General features: G+C 58.1%; 12 protein-coding genes. 3 read left to right on the forward strand and 9 right to left on the reverse strand.

Annotation, left to right across the window (positions count from 1 at the left end; all coding sequences use genetic code 11):
* Together ACR0EV_RS06575 and ACR0EV_RS06580 are read left to right on the forward strand one after the other, a co-directional pair.
* Positions 1-1,314: a TRAP transporter large permease gene (locus ACR0EV_RS06575; protein WP_480799351.1), complete on the forward strand. Its 1,314-nt coding sequence runs from the start codon at positions 1-3 to the stop codon at positions 1,312-1,314.
* Positions 1,315-1,321: 7 nt separating this feature from the next.
* A complete protein-coding gene (locus ACR0EV_RS06580; RefSeq protein ID WP_480799352.1) occupies positions 1,322-2,263 on the forward strand; it encodes a hypothetical protein in 942 nt (313 codons plus the stop codon).
* A 184-nt stretch (positions 2,264-2,447) separates the two neighbouring features.
* On the opposite strand, the gene ACR0EV_RS06585 is transcribed toward ACR0EV_RS06580, so the two are convergent.
* From ACR0EV_RS06585 to ACR0EV_RS06610, 6 genes are read right to left on the reverse strand one after another with little or no spacing between them, the layout of a single operon-like run.
* Positions 2,448-4,118: a thiamine pyrophosphate-binding protein gene (locus ACR0EV_RS06585; protein ID WP_480799353.1), complete on the reverse strand. Its 1,671-nt coding sequence runs from the start codon at positions 4,116-4,118 to the stop codon at positions 2,448-2,450.
* Between the two features lie 2 nt (positions 4,119-4,120).
* A complete protein-coding gene (locus tag ACR0EV_RS06590; RefSeq protein WP_480799354.1) occupies positions 4,121-5,488 on the reverse strand; it encodes an amidase in 1,368 nt (455 codons plus the stop codon).
* Positions 5,489-5,491: 3 nt separating this feature from the next.
* Positions 5,492-7,903: a GcvT family protein gene (locus ACR0EV_RS06595; RefSeq protein WP_480799355.1), complete on the reverse strand. Its 2,412-nt coding sequence runs from the start codon at positions 7,901-7,903 to the stop codon at positions 5,492-5,494.
* A complete protein-coding gene (locus ACR0EV_RS06600; protein WP_480799356.1) occupies positions 7,900-10,299 on the reverse strand; it encodes a GcvT family protein in 2,400 nt (799 codons plus the stop codon). The genes ACR0EV_RS06595 and ACR0EV_RS06600 overlap by 4 nt, the downstream gene beginning before the upstream one ends.
* Positions 10,296-11,588: an aspartate aminotransferase family protein gene (locus tag ACR0EV_RS06605; RefSeq protein ID WP_480799357.1), complete on the reverse strand. Its 1,293-nt coding sequence runs from the start codon at positions 11,586-11,588 to the stop codon at positions 10,296-10,298. The genes ACR0EV_RS06600 and ACR0EV_RS06605 overlap by 4 nt, the downstream gene beginning before the upstream one ends.
* Positions 11,585-13,129 carry a trimethylamine methyltransferase family protein gene (locus ACR0EV_RS06610; RefSeq protein WP_480799358.1) on the reverse strand — a complete coding sequence of 515 codons (1,545 nt, stop codon included), beginning with the start codon at positions 13,127-13,129 and terminating at the stop codon, positions 11,585-11,587. The genes ACR0EV_RS06605 and ACR0EV_RS06610 overlap by 4 nt, the downstream gene beginning before the upstream one ends.
* Before the next feature lie 108 nt (positions 13,130-13,237).
* On the opposite strand from ACR0EV_RS06610, the gene ACR0EV_RS06615 reads away from it, so the two are divergent.
* Complete coding sequence (locus ACR0EV_RS06615; protein WP_480799359.1) at positions 13,238-14,104, forward strand: LysR family transcriptional regulator; 867 nt, start codon at positions 13,238-13,240, stop codon at positions 14,102-14,104.
* Positions 14,105-14,232: 128 nt separating this feature from the next.
* On the opposite strand, the gene ACR0EV_RS06620 is transcribed toward ACR0EV_RS06615, so the two are convergent.
* The 3 genes from ACR0EV_RS06620 to ACR0EV_RS06630 all read right to left on the reverse strand — a co-directional run bounded on the left by ACR0EV_RS06620 (position 14,233) and on the right by ACR0EV_RS06630 (position 19,006).
* Entirely contained in the window at positions 14,233-16,650 is a 2,418-nt protein-coding gene (locus ACR0EV_RS06620; RefSeq protein ID WP_480799360.1) for a GcvT family protein, read from the reverse strand.
* A gap of 28 nt (positions 16,651-16,678) precedes the next feature.
* Positions 16,679-17,929 carry an aminotransferase class V-fold PLP-dependent enzyme gene (locus ACR0EV_RS06625; RefSeq protein ID WP_480799361.1) on the reverse strand — a complete coding sequence of 417 codons (1,251 nt, stop codon included), beginning with the start codon at positions 17,927-17,929 and terminating at the stop codon, positions 16,679-16,681.
* A 180-nt stretch (positions 17,930-18,109) separates the two neighbouring features.
* Entirely contained in the window at positions 18,110-19,006 is an 897-nt protein-coding gene (locus tag ACR0EV_RS06630; protein WP_480799362.1) for a LysR substrate-binding domain-containing protein, read from the reverse strand.
* Positions 19,007-19,185 lie beyond the last annotated feature (179 nt).

A 19,185-nucleotide genomic window follows, 5' to 3' on the forward strand; every position in this document is an offset into this window, starting at 1 on the left:
ATGGAAAATCTCTCTGTCATCATCCTCTTTCTCTTTGTTCTTTTCACTTTGCTGGGCACCGGCGTCTGGGTCGGCTTGGCTTTGATGGGCGTTGCCTGGGTCGGAATGGAACTGTTCACCACCCGCCCCGTCGGGGACGTGATGATCACCACCATCTGGTCGGCGTCGTCATCGTGGACTCTGACGGCCCTGCCCATGTTCATCTGGATGGGTGAAATCCTGTACCGAACGCGATTATCCGAAGACATGTTCAAGGGCCTGTCCCCTTGGATGGCCCCTTTGCCAGGCGGGCTGGTGCACACCAACATTGTCGGATGTACGGTTTTTGCGGCTGTCTCGGGCTCGTCAGCGGCCACGCTGACAACGGTTGGCAAAATGTCGATCCCTGAACTGCGCAAGCGCAATTATCCCGAGCGCATGATCATCGGAACATTGACCGGGGCGGCGACACTCGGGCTGATGATCCCGCCCTCGCTGACCCTGATCGTCTACGGTGTGACGATCAATGAATCCATCACCAAGCTTTTCTTTGCTGGAATCCTTCCCGGCCTGGTACTGGCGGCGATGTTCATGGGCTACGTGGCGATCTATTCCAAGCTAGGCAAAGACTGGAGCCCCAATACCGAAGCCAAACTGAGTTTCTCAGAAAAAATCAAGAACTCACGTTTCCTGCTGCCTGTGATCCTTTTGATCATGGTGGTGATCGGGTCGATGTATCTGGGATATGCCACCGCGACCGAGGCCGCAGCCTTTGGGGTTATCGGCGGGCTGCTGTTGGCAGCGGGTCAGGGATCTTTGAATTGGAAAACCTTTACCGAAAGCCTGATGGGGGCCACGCGCACCAGCGCGATGATCGCCCTTATCCTGGCGGGCGCGGCGTTCCTGTCGCTGTCGATGGGCTTTACCGGTCTTCCGCGCGGTTTGGCTGATCTGATTGCAGGCTGGGAGCTGACACGGTTCGAACTGCTTATGGTGTTGCTGGTCTTCTACATCATTCTGGGCTGTTTTCTGGACGGTATTTCTTCGGTCGTACTGACAATGGCGGTGGTCGAGCCAATGATCCGCGACGCCGGGATCGACCTGATCTGGTTCGGCATCTTCATTGTGGTCGTCGTCGAGATGGCCCAGATCACACCCCCGATCGGGTTCAACCTGTTTGTGATGCAGGGCATGACCAACCACGAGATGAGCTATATCGCGCGGGCGGCCATTCCAATGTTCCTGATCATGGTGCTGATGGTCTTTATCCTGATCTGGTTCCCTGATCTCGCGACATGGTTGCCTGAAAACCTGCGACAAAGCCCGGGCGGATAATGCGGTTTTGAACCCGCTTCATCTGGCCGCGCGCCATGGACCTTACGTTCTGATCGGCGGATTGGCAGCAGGTCTTCTGTTGCCATCTCTGGCGGAACCAATGCGCGACCTGCTGGCCCCTTTGGTCGTTCTGTTGCTGTTCGTGACTGTGCTGAGGATGGACCCCAAAGCCATCGTTGGGTCGTTGAGCGACCTGCCCAAAGTCGCGCTGACAGTTGTCGGATTTCAGCTGGTGACGCCGATGATCGTCATAGCATTTGGATATGCGTGCGGGTGGATCGGAGCGCCGGTGCTTCTATGCCTGCTGATCATGACGGCGGCCCCGTCCATTTCAGGCAGCCCGAATATGTGTATGATGATGGGTCACGCACCGGAACACGCGATGCGACTGATGGTTGTAGGCACGGCTCTGTTGCCTTTGACCGCACTGCCTATTTTCCTGCTTATGCCCGAGCTTGGCGATGTTCAGTCAGTCTTAGGGGCTGGCTTGCGCCTGTTATTGACAATTTTAGGCGCAACCGGTGCCGCCATGTTTGTAAGAAAGACAATCCTGCGCGCGCCGTCGCAATCCAAATTGCTAAGTCTTGAAGGATTGGGAACGCTCACACTCGCTATTTTTGTCATTGGCCTGATGCCGTCCGTCAGCGCAACAGCGTTGCAGGATCCGGCTTTGGCTGTATTCTGGATCGCCTTTGCCTGTCTTGCCAATTTTGGCGCACAGATTGTTGTGTTTTATTTGACTCAGAGCAAGCTTCCCCCGGCAAGGGCAACGGCAGTTTCGTTGATCGCCGGCAACCGAAACATCGCGATCTTTTTTGTAGCCCTGCCGCCCGAGGTGACTGCGCCAATCATGGCCTTCATCGGTGCTTATCAGATTCCCATGTACCTCACGCCCATGATCATGCGGCGCCTTTACAGTCGTGGGACCCCTGATGGCCGTTCGATGTAAAGGCTGACCAAACGCGCAGAATCCTAGGATCGGCCCGGTGAACATCCCGATACAATGCAAAAAGAACGATTTGATGGTCAACACAGACAAACGCATCGCTTCCGGTGCATTACCAGAACCTAAGTTAACCTTCCTCGCCGCAGTATCAACCAAGACTGATCCGAATAGATCGATCGGGGTGAGTTCAGTCTTTTTGCGGTGCTTTGAACAGGTCTTTGCGCAAGGTCATCAACGCACCTGGGTCGATTTTGGCCTGAATAACCGTTGTTTCATTCGACGCGATGGCCTTTTGCAACGCCGGGCCCATGCCACCGGGCCCATCGACCCATATACCTTTCCCACCACATAGTTCGGCAAATTTGTCAAAACGGGGCGATTGAATTTCTGCACCCAGCAATCGGCCTCCGTAAAACTCTTGCTGGTAAGCCTTTTCCGCTCCCCAAGCCTGATTGTCCAATACAACGATGGTGATTGGCAGATTGTGCTGAATGGCTGTCTGAATCTCGATCATCGAATAGCCGACGGCCCCATCACCCATAACAGCCACGACAGGGCGATCCGGCGCAGCGGCCTTAGCCCCGATTGCGGCAGCGAGACCAAAGCCGACGAGACCGAAATCCAAAGGAGTGATCAGAGACATCGGTGCATAATGGGCCAGCCGGTCAGCGGCTTGCAGGCAAGTGTTGCCCGTGTCCAGCGTTACAATGGCATCTTCGGGCAAGGTCGCGCGGATTTCGGCAAGGGCGCGACGCGGGTGCATGGGCAGGCTGTCCAGCTCTGCCTCCGCAGCGCGCTCGGCTGCGAGGTCGGACATGCCAGCGCGGAACGCTTCGCGCCAGGGATCGCAATCCGGTCGCGTTGAAGCATCAATCAGAGCTTCGGCGGTCAGGCGGGCATCGCCCTGTGCCGCGATCTCGGCGGGGAAATAACGACCAACCGCTGCGCCTTCGATATCAACATGGGCAATTCGGGTGTCAGCCCCGACATAGTCGTTGGAATGAAAAGTCGAGTTGAACCCAAGCCGGGCCCCGAGAACCACCATAACATCGGCCTCGCGCGTAAGCCTACTGGCGACTAAATTGCCACGTGGACCGGCCTGCCCCGCAAACCACGGGTGCCCGTGGGGCATGACGTCGGCATGGCCGGTTGAGGCGACGACCGGAACTTCAAGCTTGTCGGCTAAAGCCGTCAAAGCGTCGCGCCCGTCCCCCCATTTGAAGCCCCCACCGGCAAAGATCACCGGCCTTTCGGCCCCTGATAGCAGCTCTGCAATGGCAGCGACGTCCGACGGTGCGGCCGGACCGGGGCGCGCGATGTTTACCGGGGTCGGCTCAAAATCAGGAATGTCAGCGGCAAACAAGTCACGCGGGACATGCAGCACCACTGGTCCGCGTCGGCCTGTGTTGGCCAACCGGATGGCGTCTTCCAGCATCGGTGCCAACCGCGCCGGATCTGTCACCATGACCGAACGTTTGGAAATAGGGGCAAACAGCGCGACCTGATCGATTTCCTGAAACGTATCTTTGCATTGATCAGCACGGGTGATCGCTCCGGCAATAACCACAAGCGGAGAATAGGCCAGTTGTGCCTCGGCCACCGCTGTCACAATGTTGACCACACCGGGCCCCGCCTGCGCGCCCAGAACCACACCGGGTTTGCCCGTCATCCGTGCCCAGGCATCAGCCATGTGGCCCGCAGCTCGTTCGTCCCGCGCTCCGACATAGGCGATCTGACCGCCTTTATACATGGCGTCGTAGAGTTCCAGCATTGAGCCGCCCAGCAGGCCGAAAACGGTATCGATGCCGTTGGCTTTCAGAACGCGATAGACGGCTTCTCCGCCGTTGATGGTAGTCATGGTCAGTCTCCGGAAATATGGCGTTCAATCTGGCGGGCAAAGCGCAGCAGCCGCGCGTCCGACCCTTTTGGGCCGGTGATGTGAAGACCCACGGGCATACCGTCCGAAGACTGACCCATGGGGATGGAAATCGATGGAAGCTCCATTGTCGGTGTCAAAGTCACTGTACGCCAGTCTTCGGTGATTTCCCCGTCTCGCAGGTCAGCGCTGAACGGTAATCCAGTGGCGGTGGGCCAAAGGGCAAAATCATAGTGGGCGAAGAATGCAGTAACAGAGTCCCAGACAAGACGGCGTGTCGTCTGATAGGCAATCAGTTCGGCAAGGCTTTGCCCTTCGCCCTGTGCGCAGGCCGCGCGGTAGCTTTCTGTGGCCAGCGTGATGTCGGGATTGAGCGCTGCGCGAACTTGCAGGGCACATTGACCCCGAATGATGTCGCCATATGCAAGCAGCGGGGCAAGGTCCGGGGCTGTGTCTTCTTCGACATGCCAGCCCAAAGCGCGGCAAATATCTGCGATTGGTGCCAAGGCAGCCTGAACTGATAGGTCAACGCTTGCACCGAAGGGTGAAAGGCTCAATGCCGCGCGTCCAGCAGTCAGCGGGGCATCAAGCTCGGCCGGGTCCGGGTAAGCGCCGGTGTATGCCAAAGGCTGGTTGGGCGTGGGTCCTTGCATCACACTCAGCATCAAAGCGAGGTCCGAAACTGAACGCGCCATCGGGCATGGCACAGACAAACCGTCGAACGGGGCCGGGTTTGGATCCATGGGCACCAAACCCGATGTTGGCCGCATACCGACAACGCCGCACCATGCAGCAGGTGTGCGGGCACTGCCGCCAAGATCCGAGCCATCGGCAAGGGCAACCATGTTGGCCGCCAACGCGGCAGCCGCGCCACCAGAACTGCCCGCAACCGTCTTTTCGGGGTTCAATGGATTGCGCGTCGTGCCCGATACAAAGTTCGTGGTTTGACCAGAAAACGTGAACTCGGGCGTGTTTGTCTTACCAATGATAATAGCACCGGCCGCCCTGAGACGCGCAACGTGGAGCGCGTCACTGGATGGGACATGATCAGAAAAGCTTTTTGACCCGTGAGTGGTGCGCAGACCGGCGGTATCAAAACAGTCTTTGATCGCGATGGGCAGCCCGTGAAGTGGCCCTGCGAACTGCCCCCGTGCGGCCATCCTGTCCAGTTCATCAGCACGGACGCTGGCAGCGTCCCAATCCAGCGTGACAAAGGCGTTCACACCGATTGTATCACCTTCGATACGCGCGCGGTACGCTGCCAAAACCTCCGAGCTGCTCAGGGTTCGTTTACGCAGGTCTCCCGCAAGCTCGACGGCCGACTTCTGAGTGATATCTATCGGTTGCAGCAAGAGTTATTCCTCGGATCGGGGTCGCAAATTCTGCGGATCGAAGAGCGCATCTTGATGTACCGTAACTGGGATGTCACGATTAAGAATTCGGACGCTGAGACCCGTTTGCGGGGTACCTTTGCGAACGAACAGCCACCCCAGGGACTTGCCGATCGTATAGCCAAACCCACCCGATGTGGTCAGACCCACTGGCTGACCGTTCAGCAACACCGGCTCGCCACCATGAATGTCGATGTCTTCTGAGTGCAGCTCTGCATAGAACAGCTGCCATGCCGGATCTCGGCTGAGCAGCGCATCGCGGCCCAGAAAATCGCGTCCTTCGCTCACGACAAAGCGGTCGAGGCCGACGTCAAGCGGGCCGACATCCGTGGTCAGTTCTCCGCTGGCGCGATAGGCCTTTTCCATGCGCATCCCGTTGAACGCGTAAGAACCCAGATCGGTGAGACCATGTTTGGACCCGGCTTCGAAAAGCGCTTCGTAGATTGCGCCAATATGATCCAGCGGCGCGTGCAATTCCCAGCCCAATTCACCGACAAACGAAACGCGCAGGGCATAGCAAGACATGCCTGCGACGCATATTTCCTGCCCCGACAACCAGGGGAAAGCGCGATTGGACAAATCAACCTCAGTCAGTTCCGACAGGATACGGCGTGATGCTGGACCGGACAGCGCCAGCATCCCCCAATCTGCCGAGCGGTTGATCATAGTCACATCCTCGCCGGGTCGGATATGGGACTTGATCCAATCGAAATCCGGTGTGGCGCGAGCAATGGGGGAACCCGTAAAAAAGCGATCTTCGGCCATCCGCCAGATGGTAATTTCTGTCTCGAACCTTCCCTGTGCCGTCAGCAAATGGTTCAGGCTCATCCGCCCGTCTTTCGAAGGTATTCGGTTGGCCGACAGCCGGTCGAGCAAAGCGCCCGCATCCTTGCCCGAGATCTCGAACTGGGCAAAAGCGCAGAGATCGATGACACCGGCGCCATTGCGCGTCGCTTTTGCCTCGGCCGTCGCGTTTGCATGCCACGGCTGATGACCCCAGCCGATCTGTTCTGCTTCGCCTGCTCCACCGAAATAGCGCGGACGCTCCCAGCCGGCGACTTCTCCGAAAACTGCTCCCTTGGCGGCAAGGCGGTCATACAGCGGGTGCTTTTTCAGCGGCCGAAGGCTGTGGAACTGCTTACCCGGGCAAGGCGTGTCATGGCGACGCATGAACTCATCTTTGGTGCGCTCGACAATGAAGTTGTCCGAGGCGAAATCTCCGTATCGGCGCGGATCGAAACCGCGCGTGTTGATTTCGGTCTCACCGTGCACCATCCAATCGGCCAGTACCTTGCCCGCGCCGCCGCCCCAGGCCAGCCCGATGGACGATCCACAGGACAACCAGACATTCGGCGCGCCCGATGGCCCAACCAGCATTCCGCCATCAGGTGTGTGCGTTATGGCCCCACGCACGACGCGTTTGATGCCAAGATCAGCCAGAATTGGCATTTTGTCGAAAGCCACCATCAGGAAATCGCCAATCGAGTCATAATCGGCCTGGAACAGCTCATTTTCGGCAGCCCAAGGGGCGCCTTCGGGCATTTCCCAGACCGTCGGGCAGACATGGCCTTCGTAAATTCCGATCAAGCCGGATTTCTGCTCCTGCCGGATGTAACCGCCAAAGGCATTGTCCCGCATCACGGGCAATTCCGGACGGTCGGCGAACTGAGGTACGGTGTCCGTCACAAGATAGTGGTGAAGGCACGACACCGAGGGGATTTTCAGCCCGAACCACTCTCCCACCTGATTGGCGTAAGACCCGGCGGCAATCACCACATGTTCGGCCAACACATCGCCTTTTTCCGTTCGCAAGAGCCACATATCGCCTTTGCGGGACGCCCCCAGCACCCGGTTGTGCCGTTCAATCCGGGCGCCACGCGACCGGGTTGCAGCAGCCAGCGCCATGGTCACGCTTGAGGGGTCGATATGACCATCCTCGTAAGTGCGCACCGCAGCTTTAACGTCATCGACCTTGTAAAAGGGATTAACCCGCGCCACCTCTTCCGGGCCGATCAGATCCATTGGCAGGTGCAACAGCTTGCCGACGCCCATGATCGACTTCATCCAATCGACTTCATCGTCGGTGGTCGCAATCCGGATGCCGCCGACTTCGTGCCAGCCTATGCTCTGTCCGGTTTCGGCCTCGACCCGCTTGTAGGTCTCGATGGAGGTTTTGTTGATCCACCCCATCAGGCGACTGCCCACCGCATGGGCGATCTGGCCAGCGGCGTGCCAAGTGGAACCGCTGGTCAATTCCGCCTTTTCAAAAAGGATCGTGTCGGTCCAGCCGTTCTCGGCCAGTTGAAACTGCGCGGCCACGCCCATGATACCGCCGCCAATGATCGCCACTTGGGTGGACTGGATTGTGTCGCTCATGCAAAAGCTACCTTTGCGGATTTGAGAGAGGCTTTGGCTGTGTACCGGACGCAAGCGATTTCGACTTCGAACCCGTCCAAAACGTCTTGGGTTTCAAGCAGGTCCAAAGGCGCGTTGATTAGGCCAAGCGCCACGGAACGACCAAACCGGTAGCTCCATGCGGCTGAGGTGATCTGCCCCAAGACCTTGCCGTCAAAGTAAATGGGTTCATCATGTAGCGGGATCGCGTCAGGATCGTCGAACAGGATCGACACGATTTGCCGTTCTGGTCTGTGATCGCGCAAAGCGTCTTCGCCCACAAAACCCGTGCCCATGGCACAAAACGCACCCAGTCCAGCTTCAAAAGGCGTGGTCCCCGGTGTGAGTTCGTGACCAAAAGCCCGAAAACCACTTTCGATGCGCAAAGATCCACTTGCGTAAAGACCCGCATGGCTTGCACCTGCGGCGACCAGCGCCTCATAGGCAGCCATGGCCATTTCGGCAGGGATGTAAAGCTCAAAGCCTTCTTCCCCGGTAAAGCTCAGCCGCCCCGCCCAACCCCGGGCCAAACCAATCTCGACGGGTGCAAAACAAAACCGCTTGAGGTCCGGGACAGCTTTGTTTGTCGTGGCCTGAAGCACGTCTCGGGCCCGCGCACCAGCAAGGCCCAAAATGGCATATCCGCTGGTAACATCCGTGAACTCCGCACGGTAATCACCTCTTGTGTCCCGCATCCGCTGCATCACACGAACGGTTTCATTGGCCCCGACAATCAGCAGATAAGTTTCGGGCCCAAGCCGCTGAACGGTCAGATCGCTTTCCACGCCGCCCTTCGCATTCAGGATCTGGGTATACGCAATGCGCCCCTCGGGCACGTCCATCTGCGCGGCGCAGAGCCGGTTCAAAAAGGCGCAGGCATCCGGCCCCTGCACCATGATTTTACCAAAAGCGCTTTGATCCAGAATGGCAGCGCCCGATCGGCAGGTTTCGACCTCTTGCCCGACTTGCTCGCGCCATGCTGGCGCGCCAAAGGTAAGCGGCAGATGGGCAGCCTCGCCCCCGAAATGAACGGCACGCTCCCAGCCGCCACGCGCTTCGAACCGCGCCCCGGCGGCGGCGAGGCCGGTATGGATCGGCGAACGACGCTGACCCCTTGCAGTCTCCATCGAGCGACCGGGAAACGGATTGTCATAGTGGCGTCCAAGAACTTCAGGAATACGGGCTTCCAGTGCACCCAGAACGTTCATCTCGGGGCTGAAGCGGCGAATATCAGCCTCGTTCAACTCCATCGTGGGTTCTCCGGCGATGATCCATTCAGCCATGGCTTTGCCTGCCCCACCTGCCAGAGCAATTCCGGTAGAGTTCATCCCTCCCATCAGGAACAGCCCCGGCACTTCGGGGCTTTCGCCCAGCATAAATTGGCTGTCGAGCGTGAAGCTTTCCGGGCCGTTCAGCAACATCCGAACTTCGGCCTTTTCCAGTGCCGGAATGCGGCGCAGGGCGTTTTCCATCATCGGCATAAAATGATCCCAATCCTCGTCCAGCAGATCGAACGAGAAATCGGCGGGCAGCCGGTCCAGGGGCAAGCCCTTAGCATGGGGTTCGAACGAGCCCACCAACAGCCCTTCGACATCGTCGCGGGCATAGAGAAACGCATCCTGATCGTTCAGCGTTGGCAGATGCACGCCTTTGCCAAGGGCCTGAACCTCGGGCAAGGGCTTGGTCAGAATGTAGAAGTGTTCACAGGCATAAAGCGGCATATGTGCCCCGGCCATGGCCGCGACCTCACGCGACCAAAGCCCACAGGCGATCACAACCTCGTCGGCCTTGATCACATGGTCACCGACCTCGACGCCCGATATCCGCCCGCCTTTCTTTTGCAAGCCGGTTACGCGGGTATCTTCAAAGATCTGAACCCCTCGTGCCCGTGCACCCTTGGACAGCGCAAGGGCCACGTCGGAGGGGTTGACCCGTCCGTCCGACGGCGACCAGACCGCGCCGATCACGTCATCGACCTCGATCAGCGGCCACAGGTCCTTGGCGCGGGGCGCATCCACAACCTCGGCCTCAAGCCCAAACGCGCGGCCAAGCGAGACCTGACGTTTGATATTCGTCAGCCGGTCCTGGTTGGTGGCCAGCGTCAGCGAGCCGGTTTGAGTCCATCCCGTAGCTTGCCCGGTTTCACGTTCTAGTTCGCCATAAAGGTCGATGGAATAGTTGATCAGCTTGGTTAGTGTCGCCGACGGGCGCAAGCGCCGCACCAGACCGGCTGCATGCCAAGTCGTGCCGCTGGTCAGTTTCGAGCGTTCCAGAACGACGATATCTTTCCGGCCTTCGCGCGCCAAATGATAAGCAATCGAACAGCCGATGACGCCGCCACCAATGATGACGGTACGGGCATGGGTAGGCAATGTCATGACAGCACTCCGTCACGGACCAGATCTGAAATAGTGTCGCGGAAAAGTGCGACCGCCTCGTCAATCAGGTCGGGTGTATGCGGCAGGCCGGTCACGCAGGAGGTGAAGGACATGAAATCCACGCCTCTCTCCAGCAACCCGTCACGCAAGCTTTTGACGACAGCGGGTGGCGTTTTTCGAATTGTTGCGGCGTCCAGCCCTTCAATGGATCGTCCACCGAAATAGAGGTGGCAGGTCGAACTGTCGCCATAGGCCAGTGCTTGCACGTCCAGCTCACTGAAGGCTGCGTTGAAGCCATCCCGCAGACGCGCGGCCATTGCATCGGCGTGGGCCTGAACGTCCCCGGTCGAAAGGATTTCCATCGCCTTAACCGCCCCCGCAGCCACCAAGGGGGCCGCGTTGAAAGTGCCTTTGTGCCCGACCGGGGGTGACAACCCATCGCGGGTCTCGCCGGGGCTGAGCAGATCCATAACGTTAGCCCGACCAACAACGGCCCCGCCCGGCAGACCACCAGTGACGATCTTGGCCAATGTTGTCAGATCCGGCGTCACCCCATCTCGCGCCTGACGGCCGCCCGGCGACCAACGCAGACCCGTGATCACCTCATCAAAAACAAGCACATGGCCCGTTCTTTCGGTCAGGGCCCGCACCCCCTGCAAAAAACCGTCTGGCAGCGGGACCGAGCCATAATTTGCTCCGGAGGCTTCGACAAATACCGTTCCGATATGTGGATCGCTGTCCAGCAGGTCGGCGACAGCATCCATATCCGGCGGGGAAACCACCGTCAGGTCAGTCACGGCCTGCGGTATACCCAAACTCGGCGCTGTGTTGGTGCCGGGTTTGGCACCTTTCATCAACATGTCATGCCAGCCGTGGAAATGGCCGTCGATCCGTAGCACCTTGTCACGGCCCGAGTATGCCCGACCCAGCCGCAAGGCAAGCATTGTCGATTCTGTACCGGACCCGGTGAACCGCACCCTTTCGGCAGAGGGGAACAGGCGGGCCAGCCATTCGGCCCATTCGACCTCAAGCGGATGACAGTCTGCGGTGTAAGGCATCCTCTCCATCTGATGGGCCACAGCTTCAGCAATCTCAGGGTGGGCATGACCCAGAATCTGACTGGCCGCACCCAGTTTGAAATCTATGTAGCGCTTGCCGTCCACATCCCATTTCTCGGCCCCTTTGGCGCGGTCGAAATAGATCGGAAACGGGGTATTGTAACGCAACTCGTGACTGACGCCACCAGGCATAACCGCACGGGCGCGGGCGCTTAGGTTTTGACTTTTCATGAGGATCTGCCGGTTTGCTGTCGTGTCAGGCGGATGTCGAAACGCGTGCGCAACGCGCGGTCAACGTCATCAGGAATGTGCTGTGGGAAGTGGTTGGACAAAATCTCTCGCGCTCTTTCCCGAGCGACATCACCAACGGGCTGAGAGCCGTCTTCCTGCCATTCCCGCGGCGTTCGGCGATCACCAATTTCGGGATAGAAATAATCTGATTTCATCCTGTTGAATGTATGCAGTTCGCCCAAATAATGCCCCTCTCCCCGGCAAACGTCGGCGATCACGTCGGCGGCGATGTTTTCAGGCGTGGCCTCGATCCCGCGCAATGTGCGCAGGATATTGCCCAGCATGTCATTGTCACTGACATAAGCCGCATGGCTGACACCCAGCAAGCTGGCCTGCATCCCGGCCGCCTGGGTGACAATGTTTGAACCCGCGTGTGCAGCCATGGTCACGGCCAGCGATTTTTCGGCCCCGTATTGCGCGTCCAAACATTTGGCGTCTGTAATGCCCGCAATAGAGGAGGTTGGCAGATCGAAATGCCGGCCCATCTGAGCAGCGCCAGCCATGAGGATTGCCTGCTCTCCGCCGCCGCCGCACATGGAGCCGGTTCGCAGATCAGCAACCAGCGGTTTCGGTGCAAAGATCGCTTTTACCTCTGGATCGACAAGACGGGCGAACACCAGCCCTGCCAGCGTTTCCGCAACGGCCTGAACCAATGAACCGGCAATGGTTGCCGGGCTGGTAGCACCGGCCTGTCCAGCGCTGATCAATTGAACCGGGAACCCGGCCAGAATTGCGGCTTCGAGAACTTCACATGCTTCTTCGGCAAAGCGCATGGGTGGCACGACGTGGCACACCATCACAGTCAAGAAAGGACGCGCGCGAAAGGCGTCTTCACTGCCGGCAATGGCATAACACAGCTGGGCAATTGCGGGCACATTGTCGGGCTCGGTGATCGAGATCGACACATGCTTGGACGTCCCCGCCAGACAGGCATAAGCGGTGTTGAGATCCATAACCGCGTTATCTTCGATATCCCGAGCAACCACCGAACGGCTAAAATGATGGATATTGTCCATCTGGTCGACAATGCGGGCCGCGTCATACAGGTCAGCCAGTGTCGAGTCCCGATAGACGCCCGTGTCCAGATCAAAAACACCGGGGGCCGCGCCGCCACTGGACATGTGCGCGCGGGCCTGACTGATATCCAGATCATGTTCAGGAACTTGACCGCAGAGGCTAAAGTCACGGTTTGCTTCGCTGATCGCCTGACGCACCAAAGCGCGAGGGAACAGCAAACGATTGTCGTCCGACATAGACCCGCCCGCCGCGACCACCTTTTCGATCATTGAAGGTATAGCCTGACTCAGGCCAAGCGTTTCCAGAAGGGTCAGCGCCGTTTCCTCAACCAGCGCGACCTCTTCGGGAGAAAGCGGTTTGAACCGCCCACCACAGATGCCCGGCCACACAGGCGGGTTCGACACAGGTTCTGTTGTTTGGGTCAGGCGCTGTTTGCGGCCACGTCTGCGCGCTGTAGTGGGCATTTCAACATGAGTCCAGATTATCTACTTGCCATGATTGCAATCCAAACCGCAGTTTACAAATGGTCTTTCTTCAGCAACTAGTAAGTTTCACTCATCATTAGGACGGTCATGCTTCCCTCCCTTTCCGCACTCCGCGCTTTCGATGCAGCCGCCAAAACGGGCAGTTTTCGCGCCGCCGCCGAGCACCTGGCGGTGACCCCAACGGCCATCAGCCACCACATCCGAGGACTGGAAGATCAACTGGGCACCCTATTGTTTGAACGCGTGGGGCGCGAGGTCAGGCTAACAGAAGACGGAACTCGGCTGGCCTTAACGACTGGGCGGGCATTTGGGATGCTGGAAGACACGGTCGGGGCCTTGCGCAGAACATCACGCAAGGTCGTACGATTGGCCGCCGGACCCATCTTAACGGCCAGGTGGCTGATGCCACGCATCAGCGACCTTTGGCAGAGTTTCCCTGAGGTCGAGCTTGAGGTCGTCCCTTCGTACCGACCCCGCATGGGGGACCAGACCCACGCAGATATCGTACTAAGCTGGCATCGTTTGGCGGACATGCCGCGCGGCTCACTCAAACTACTGGAACTTAGGCCCGTCGCCATAGCAAGCGCGAAGTACATTGACCAATATGGACCCATCGAAGCACCCGAGGATCTTTTGAACAAACCCATCCTTCACCAACGCAACTATTGGGGCTGGCTGGACTGGTTTGCCGCAATGAACGTGCAGCCCGCCTCCCCGTTGATGGGCGTTGTTTTTGAAGACGCGAATATTTTGTTGCGAGGGGCCGCTGAGGGACAAGGCGCAGTAGTTGGCTGGCTACCACTGATTGATCAGGACCTCAGGGAGGGGCGTGTATTGCGTCTGTTTGACGAAGACATCAAACCAACGCATGGCTATTTTGTCGAAGCACAGGACGGAAGCCGGGACAGGCGTGAAGTCCGGGACGTTATAGAATGGTTGATGTCGCAGGGCTGAGACCATGCCTAAAAACACAACGGCTATCGAGCGCAAAAAACGCGCCGCTGATCGCAGCGCACTTAATTTAGTTTCTTTGGGCAGAGATCAGTTTTGAACAGGGCCGTCCTTCTAAGCCTATGTAAGGCTTAGCTTCGCAGTCTGCTGCCCTTGGGATCAAAGGGCGCTTCAGCCAGAACTCGCCCTTTGTGCGGCTTGCCAATTACCTGGATCACCACCTCATCTCCGGGTTGCGCCACTTCGGGGTTGCGGAAGCCAATGGCCAGTGACTTCCCGACCGAATAGCCATACGCCCCAGATGTGACCCGGCCAACAGGCGTGCCGTCGGGTGTAAAAATCGGCTCACTGCCGGTGGCGTCTGCGTCCTCGGTCACGTCCAACTCGAAGACCGTCAGAACTTCACGCGGCGCGTTGTCCTTTACGGAAAGGTAGGCGTCCTTGTGAAGGAAATCCTTGTCGAGCTTGATCAGACCGGTCAGCCCAACCTCTCGCGGCCAGTATTCCTGGCTATATTCCCGACCCCAGGATCCATAGCCCTTTTCGATGCGCAACGACCCCAGCGCACGTCCGCCAACCGGGCCGCCACCGCAGTCTTTGGCGGCCTCAAGCAATGCAGAATAAAGCGCAACCTGATCAGTGTCGGCGCAGTGCAGTTCCCAACCCAGATCACCTGTAAAGCTGACGCGGATAGCCACGCAGTCCACACCTGCAACCGTGATTTTCTGGGATCGCATGAAACGGAATGCTTCGTTCGACAGGTCGGCATTGGTCAGACGTGCCAAAGCCTCGCGCGATTTCGGACCCGCGACGTTGAACCCGGCAATTCGGTCTGTTGCGACCTCCAAAGTGGTTCCTTCGGGCATCTCGACCATTTGGAAAAAGCGTTGATGATAGCGCTCGGCCATACCCGATCCGATCATCATGTATTCGTCTTCGGCCAGCTTGGTAATGGTAAAGTCCCCTGCCACGCCACCGCGAACCGAGATCAGAGGCGTCAGGCAACTACGCCCAACTTCGGTTGGCACTCGGTTGGCCACCAGACGGTCCAGCCAATCATAAGCACCTGGTCCTTTGATCACGTAGTTCGCAAAGTTCGAGATGTCGATGACGCCCACGCTGTCGCGCAGCATCTGCACCTCGCGACCAACCGGATCGAACCAATTTTGGCGGGTGAAGCCGGTTGTCTCTTCGGTGCCGGGTTCATCCGCGAACCACAGCGGGTGTTCCCAACCACAGTTCAGACCAAAGACACAGCCCATCTGTTTTTGCATCTCAAAGGCAGGGCGCACACGAGCCGGGCGGCCAGCGCTGCGTTCTTCATTGGGGAAGTGGATCTTGAAACGGTGCGTATAGGCGTCTTCCACCCGCGCTTTGGTGAATTTCTTGTCGGCCCAGTCGCCAAACCGTGCCAGATCCCAAGCGAACATGTCATATTGCGGCTCACCTTCGATCATCCACTGCGCTGCCAGCAAACCCAACCCACCTGATTGCGAGAAACCCGGGATCAGACCGCCACAAAGGAAATAGTTCTTCAACTCTGGCACAGGCCCCCACAGCATGTTGGCATCAGGCGACCAGATCATCGGCCCGTTAATCACTCGCTTGACCCCGGCTGTCGCCGCAACCGGTACGCGTTCGGTCGCACGGATCACGTTTTCCATGATCCGATCCAGATCGTCGGGGAACAGATCATGGGCAAAGTCCAGCGGTGTGCCCTCTTCAGCCCAGAACTTCATATCTTTCTCATAGGCGCCAATCAGAAGCCCGTTGCCTTCCTGCCGGAAGTAATACTCACCATCCCGGTCGGCGATCGAGGGCAAGCGACGGCCCAGATTGGCGACTTCATCGATGGTTTCGGTCACGAAATACTGATGCTCGGTCGGTTGCAGCGGCAGCGTCAGCCCTGCCAGAGCCGCCACTTCGCGCCCCCAAAGACCAGATGCATTGACCACCCATTGTGTGTGGATATCCCCTTTCGGCGTCCGCACAATCCAGCTGCCGTCCGGTTGCTGCTCGGTCCCTGTTACTGGACAGAACCTCTCGATTGTTGCGCCCATTGCTCGCGCCCCGGCAGCGTAAGCATGGGGCACGCCCGAAGGGTCCACATTGCCGCCATCGGGTTCGTACATGATGCAACGGATATCATCGAACTGTGCCAGCGGGTGAAGCTCTTTTGCTTCTTCGCGGCTGACCTCGTGAAAGTTCAGGCCATAAAACCGGGCTTTGGCCTCTTGCAGGCGCAATTGCTGCTCGCGTTCTTCGGTTTGGGCCAAGTATAGCGAACCCGGCTGGAACACGCCGCAGCTTTGGCCAGTTTCCTTCTCCAGCTCTTTATACAGGTTCATCGTATAGTGCTGGATTCGCGTGATGTTGTTGTTGTCGTGCAACCCGTGAATATTGGCCGCCGCGTGCCAGGTCGAGCCACTGGTCAGTTCATCACGCTCCAGCAGGATCGAGTCCGTCCAGCCGAGTTTGGCAAGGTGATACAAAATCGACGTACCGGCGAGACCGCCACCGATGACAACAGCTTGTGCATGGGTTTTCATGAATCTGTTTCCCTAGATCTGACGCGGCTCAGGCGGCGATTTCTTTCATAGCGGCAAGGAATTGAGCGACCTCGCCAGTTGAGTTGTAGTGACACATCGAAACCCGCACGCAGGAGTCGTAACCCAGCGGGGTGAGAATATTCCCTGAATAGTGATCTGCTTTGCGCAGATGTGTACGGATGCCCTGATCGTTCAGCCGTTTCACCACATCGACAGAGGCCACCCCCTCAACACGCAGCGAGACCAAGCCTTCCCGCGCCGGGTTGTCGACGCCACCCAGAATAGTGACTTTTTCCATCTCGGCCAGGCCGCTCAGGTTGCCAGTGCCGTGGATCATCGCATCGATCAGCGCTTTTTCCTGCGCGTGGATGGCATCACCCGCCGCCAGGAACTTGCCACGCCGGTCGCTGGCATCGCTGACCTGACTGCCCAACCACTCGAAATAAGTCACAACATCGGACATGGTGGCATAAGCTCCGGTGTCGCGGGTCCCCATTTCCCAATTTTCCGCAGGGCCATCCAAAAGAGCGTTGTGGTCCAACGCGGTCAATCGGTCGGATATCCAGGCAACACCATATCCATGGCGCGAAAACACCTTGTAGGGTGAGATAACGTATCCATCGACGTCATAAGCAGTCAGGTCGATCCGACCGTGCGCCGCGTGCTGGATGCCATCGACGATAATGAAACAGTCAGGTGCTACGGCGCGGATTACCTTTGATACGGCGGCCACATCCACGCCCATCCCTGTCACCGGCGAAGTGTGCAGGATCGTCGCCACTTTGGTCGCGGGGGTGACGGCTGCAGCATATGCATCGGCCGTCACAAGCCCTGTCTCATCATCATGCGGTATCAACACGTGTTCCTGCCCGGCAATACGTGCCCAGCGGTCGCAGGCCGAACGCGTGGCGGGGTGTTCCAGCGTCGACCCCAATACGACACCTGATCCTGTGCCCAGACAGGCATTCATGATCAACCGAAACAGCAATTCAGTGCCGCTTTCCCCGACAAAGAACTGCCCGCCGGGCGCGTTCATGAAATCTCGCATATCGGCTTTGGCAGCATTGATGGTATCAACAAGCGCATGTGACCCCGGGTTGTCACGCCCCTGATTATCTGGAATCGCAGCATAGCGAACAGAACTGTCCAGCACCGAATTCAAGGTCAGCGCGCCGCCTGCATTTTCGAAAAAAATGCGCTCACCCTGTTCGGGGCAATGGTCGATCTGGGCAAACTGGTTGCGGATCTGCTCTAGCAGGCTTTCTGATATCTGGCTCATGACAGGCGATGCTTTGTGTTGATGGTGCACGGTATGTCGCGGACACTATGACGGTTCCACCTGCAGGACATGCAAAAAAAACGGACGCAATGCAGTCGAATTTTCTGCACCAAAGACAAACACCGATTGGCTGGCGGGGGCGCGGTCGGGGTATCGAACGCGCAGCAAGGAAGGAGCAGATTAACCAATCTGACCCTCCGTTTCAGCCGCGACTTTCAATAACCAGTTTTGGAACAGTCGAACCGCTGGCGTGGCATTTGCTTCTCGGAGATTGGCATAATACGCCCATGGGCTGTCGAGGTTTAGGGCAAATGGCTCGATCAGAAGCCCCCGTTCGACATAAGGCCGGGCCAGCGATTTCGGCAAAGCCGCACATCCCAAGGATTTGGCCGCCAATTCCAGCGCCAGGTTCGAACTGTTGCTTCTTGGGCCTTCTTTCTGGTCCAGGTCCATTAGCCCAAAATTTGCAGCCACTTTTTCCCAATAAGCCGAGCGACCCAGAATGTGGATCAGTTGCGCATCGTGCAATTGCTGCGGGTCGGTCAATGGTTGATCACCGACGGTATAGCCCGGCGCACAGACCACCGTCAGCTTTTCCAACCACAAACGCGTCAGATTTTCAGATGCGTCATCCCTGTGGTTGATCGTGATCGAAATGTCCGAAACGTTGGGGTCCACATCCGTCCAGATGGTCCCGTGGACAGTCACGGAAATATCCGGGTGGTTTTCGGAAAATCCCCGAATGACGTCAGGCAGCCAGTTTGCGGCGAGGCTAACAGGACAGGAGACGACCACAGTTCGGGTATGTGGTCGAAGTACAAGTGACTGAGTGGCTACGTCAATTTCCTGCAATGCATGGCGCACTGAAGGCAGATACGCTTTACCCACATCGGTGAGTGACAGAGACCGTGGGTGGCGCACAAAGAGCGGTCGTTTGAGAAACTCCTCAAGCGACCGGACGTGATTGCTGACGGCAGATTGCGTGCAGTTCAACTCTTCCGCGGCACTGGTAAAGCTCAGATGGCGGGCGGCGGCCTCGAAAGAGCGCAGAAAAGACAGGTGCGGCAGGTTCATCATGGGCTGTGATCCGGGGCGGTATATTTCCCGAGTATGGCGTGACCGGCCCGGCCTCTTGTTCTTTTGCGACATAAACACTGTTACGCAAGCGACATGGCTGCCAGCGGACCCACAAAAATTCCGGTGCCATTGCCCAAAGATTGTTTTCGTGCCGCCGGAAACAATTAATCCTACCATGC

The sequence above is a fragment of the Ruegeria sp. CF8 genome (assembly GCF_056537285.1).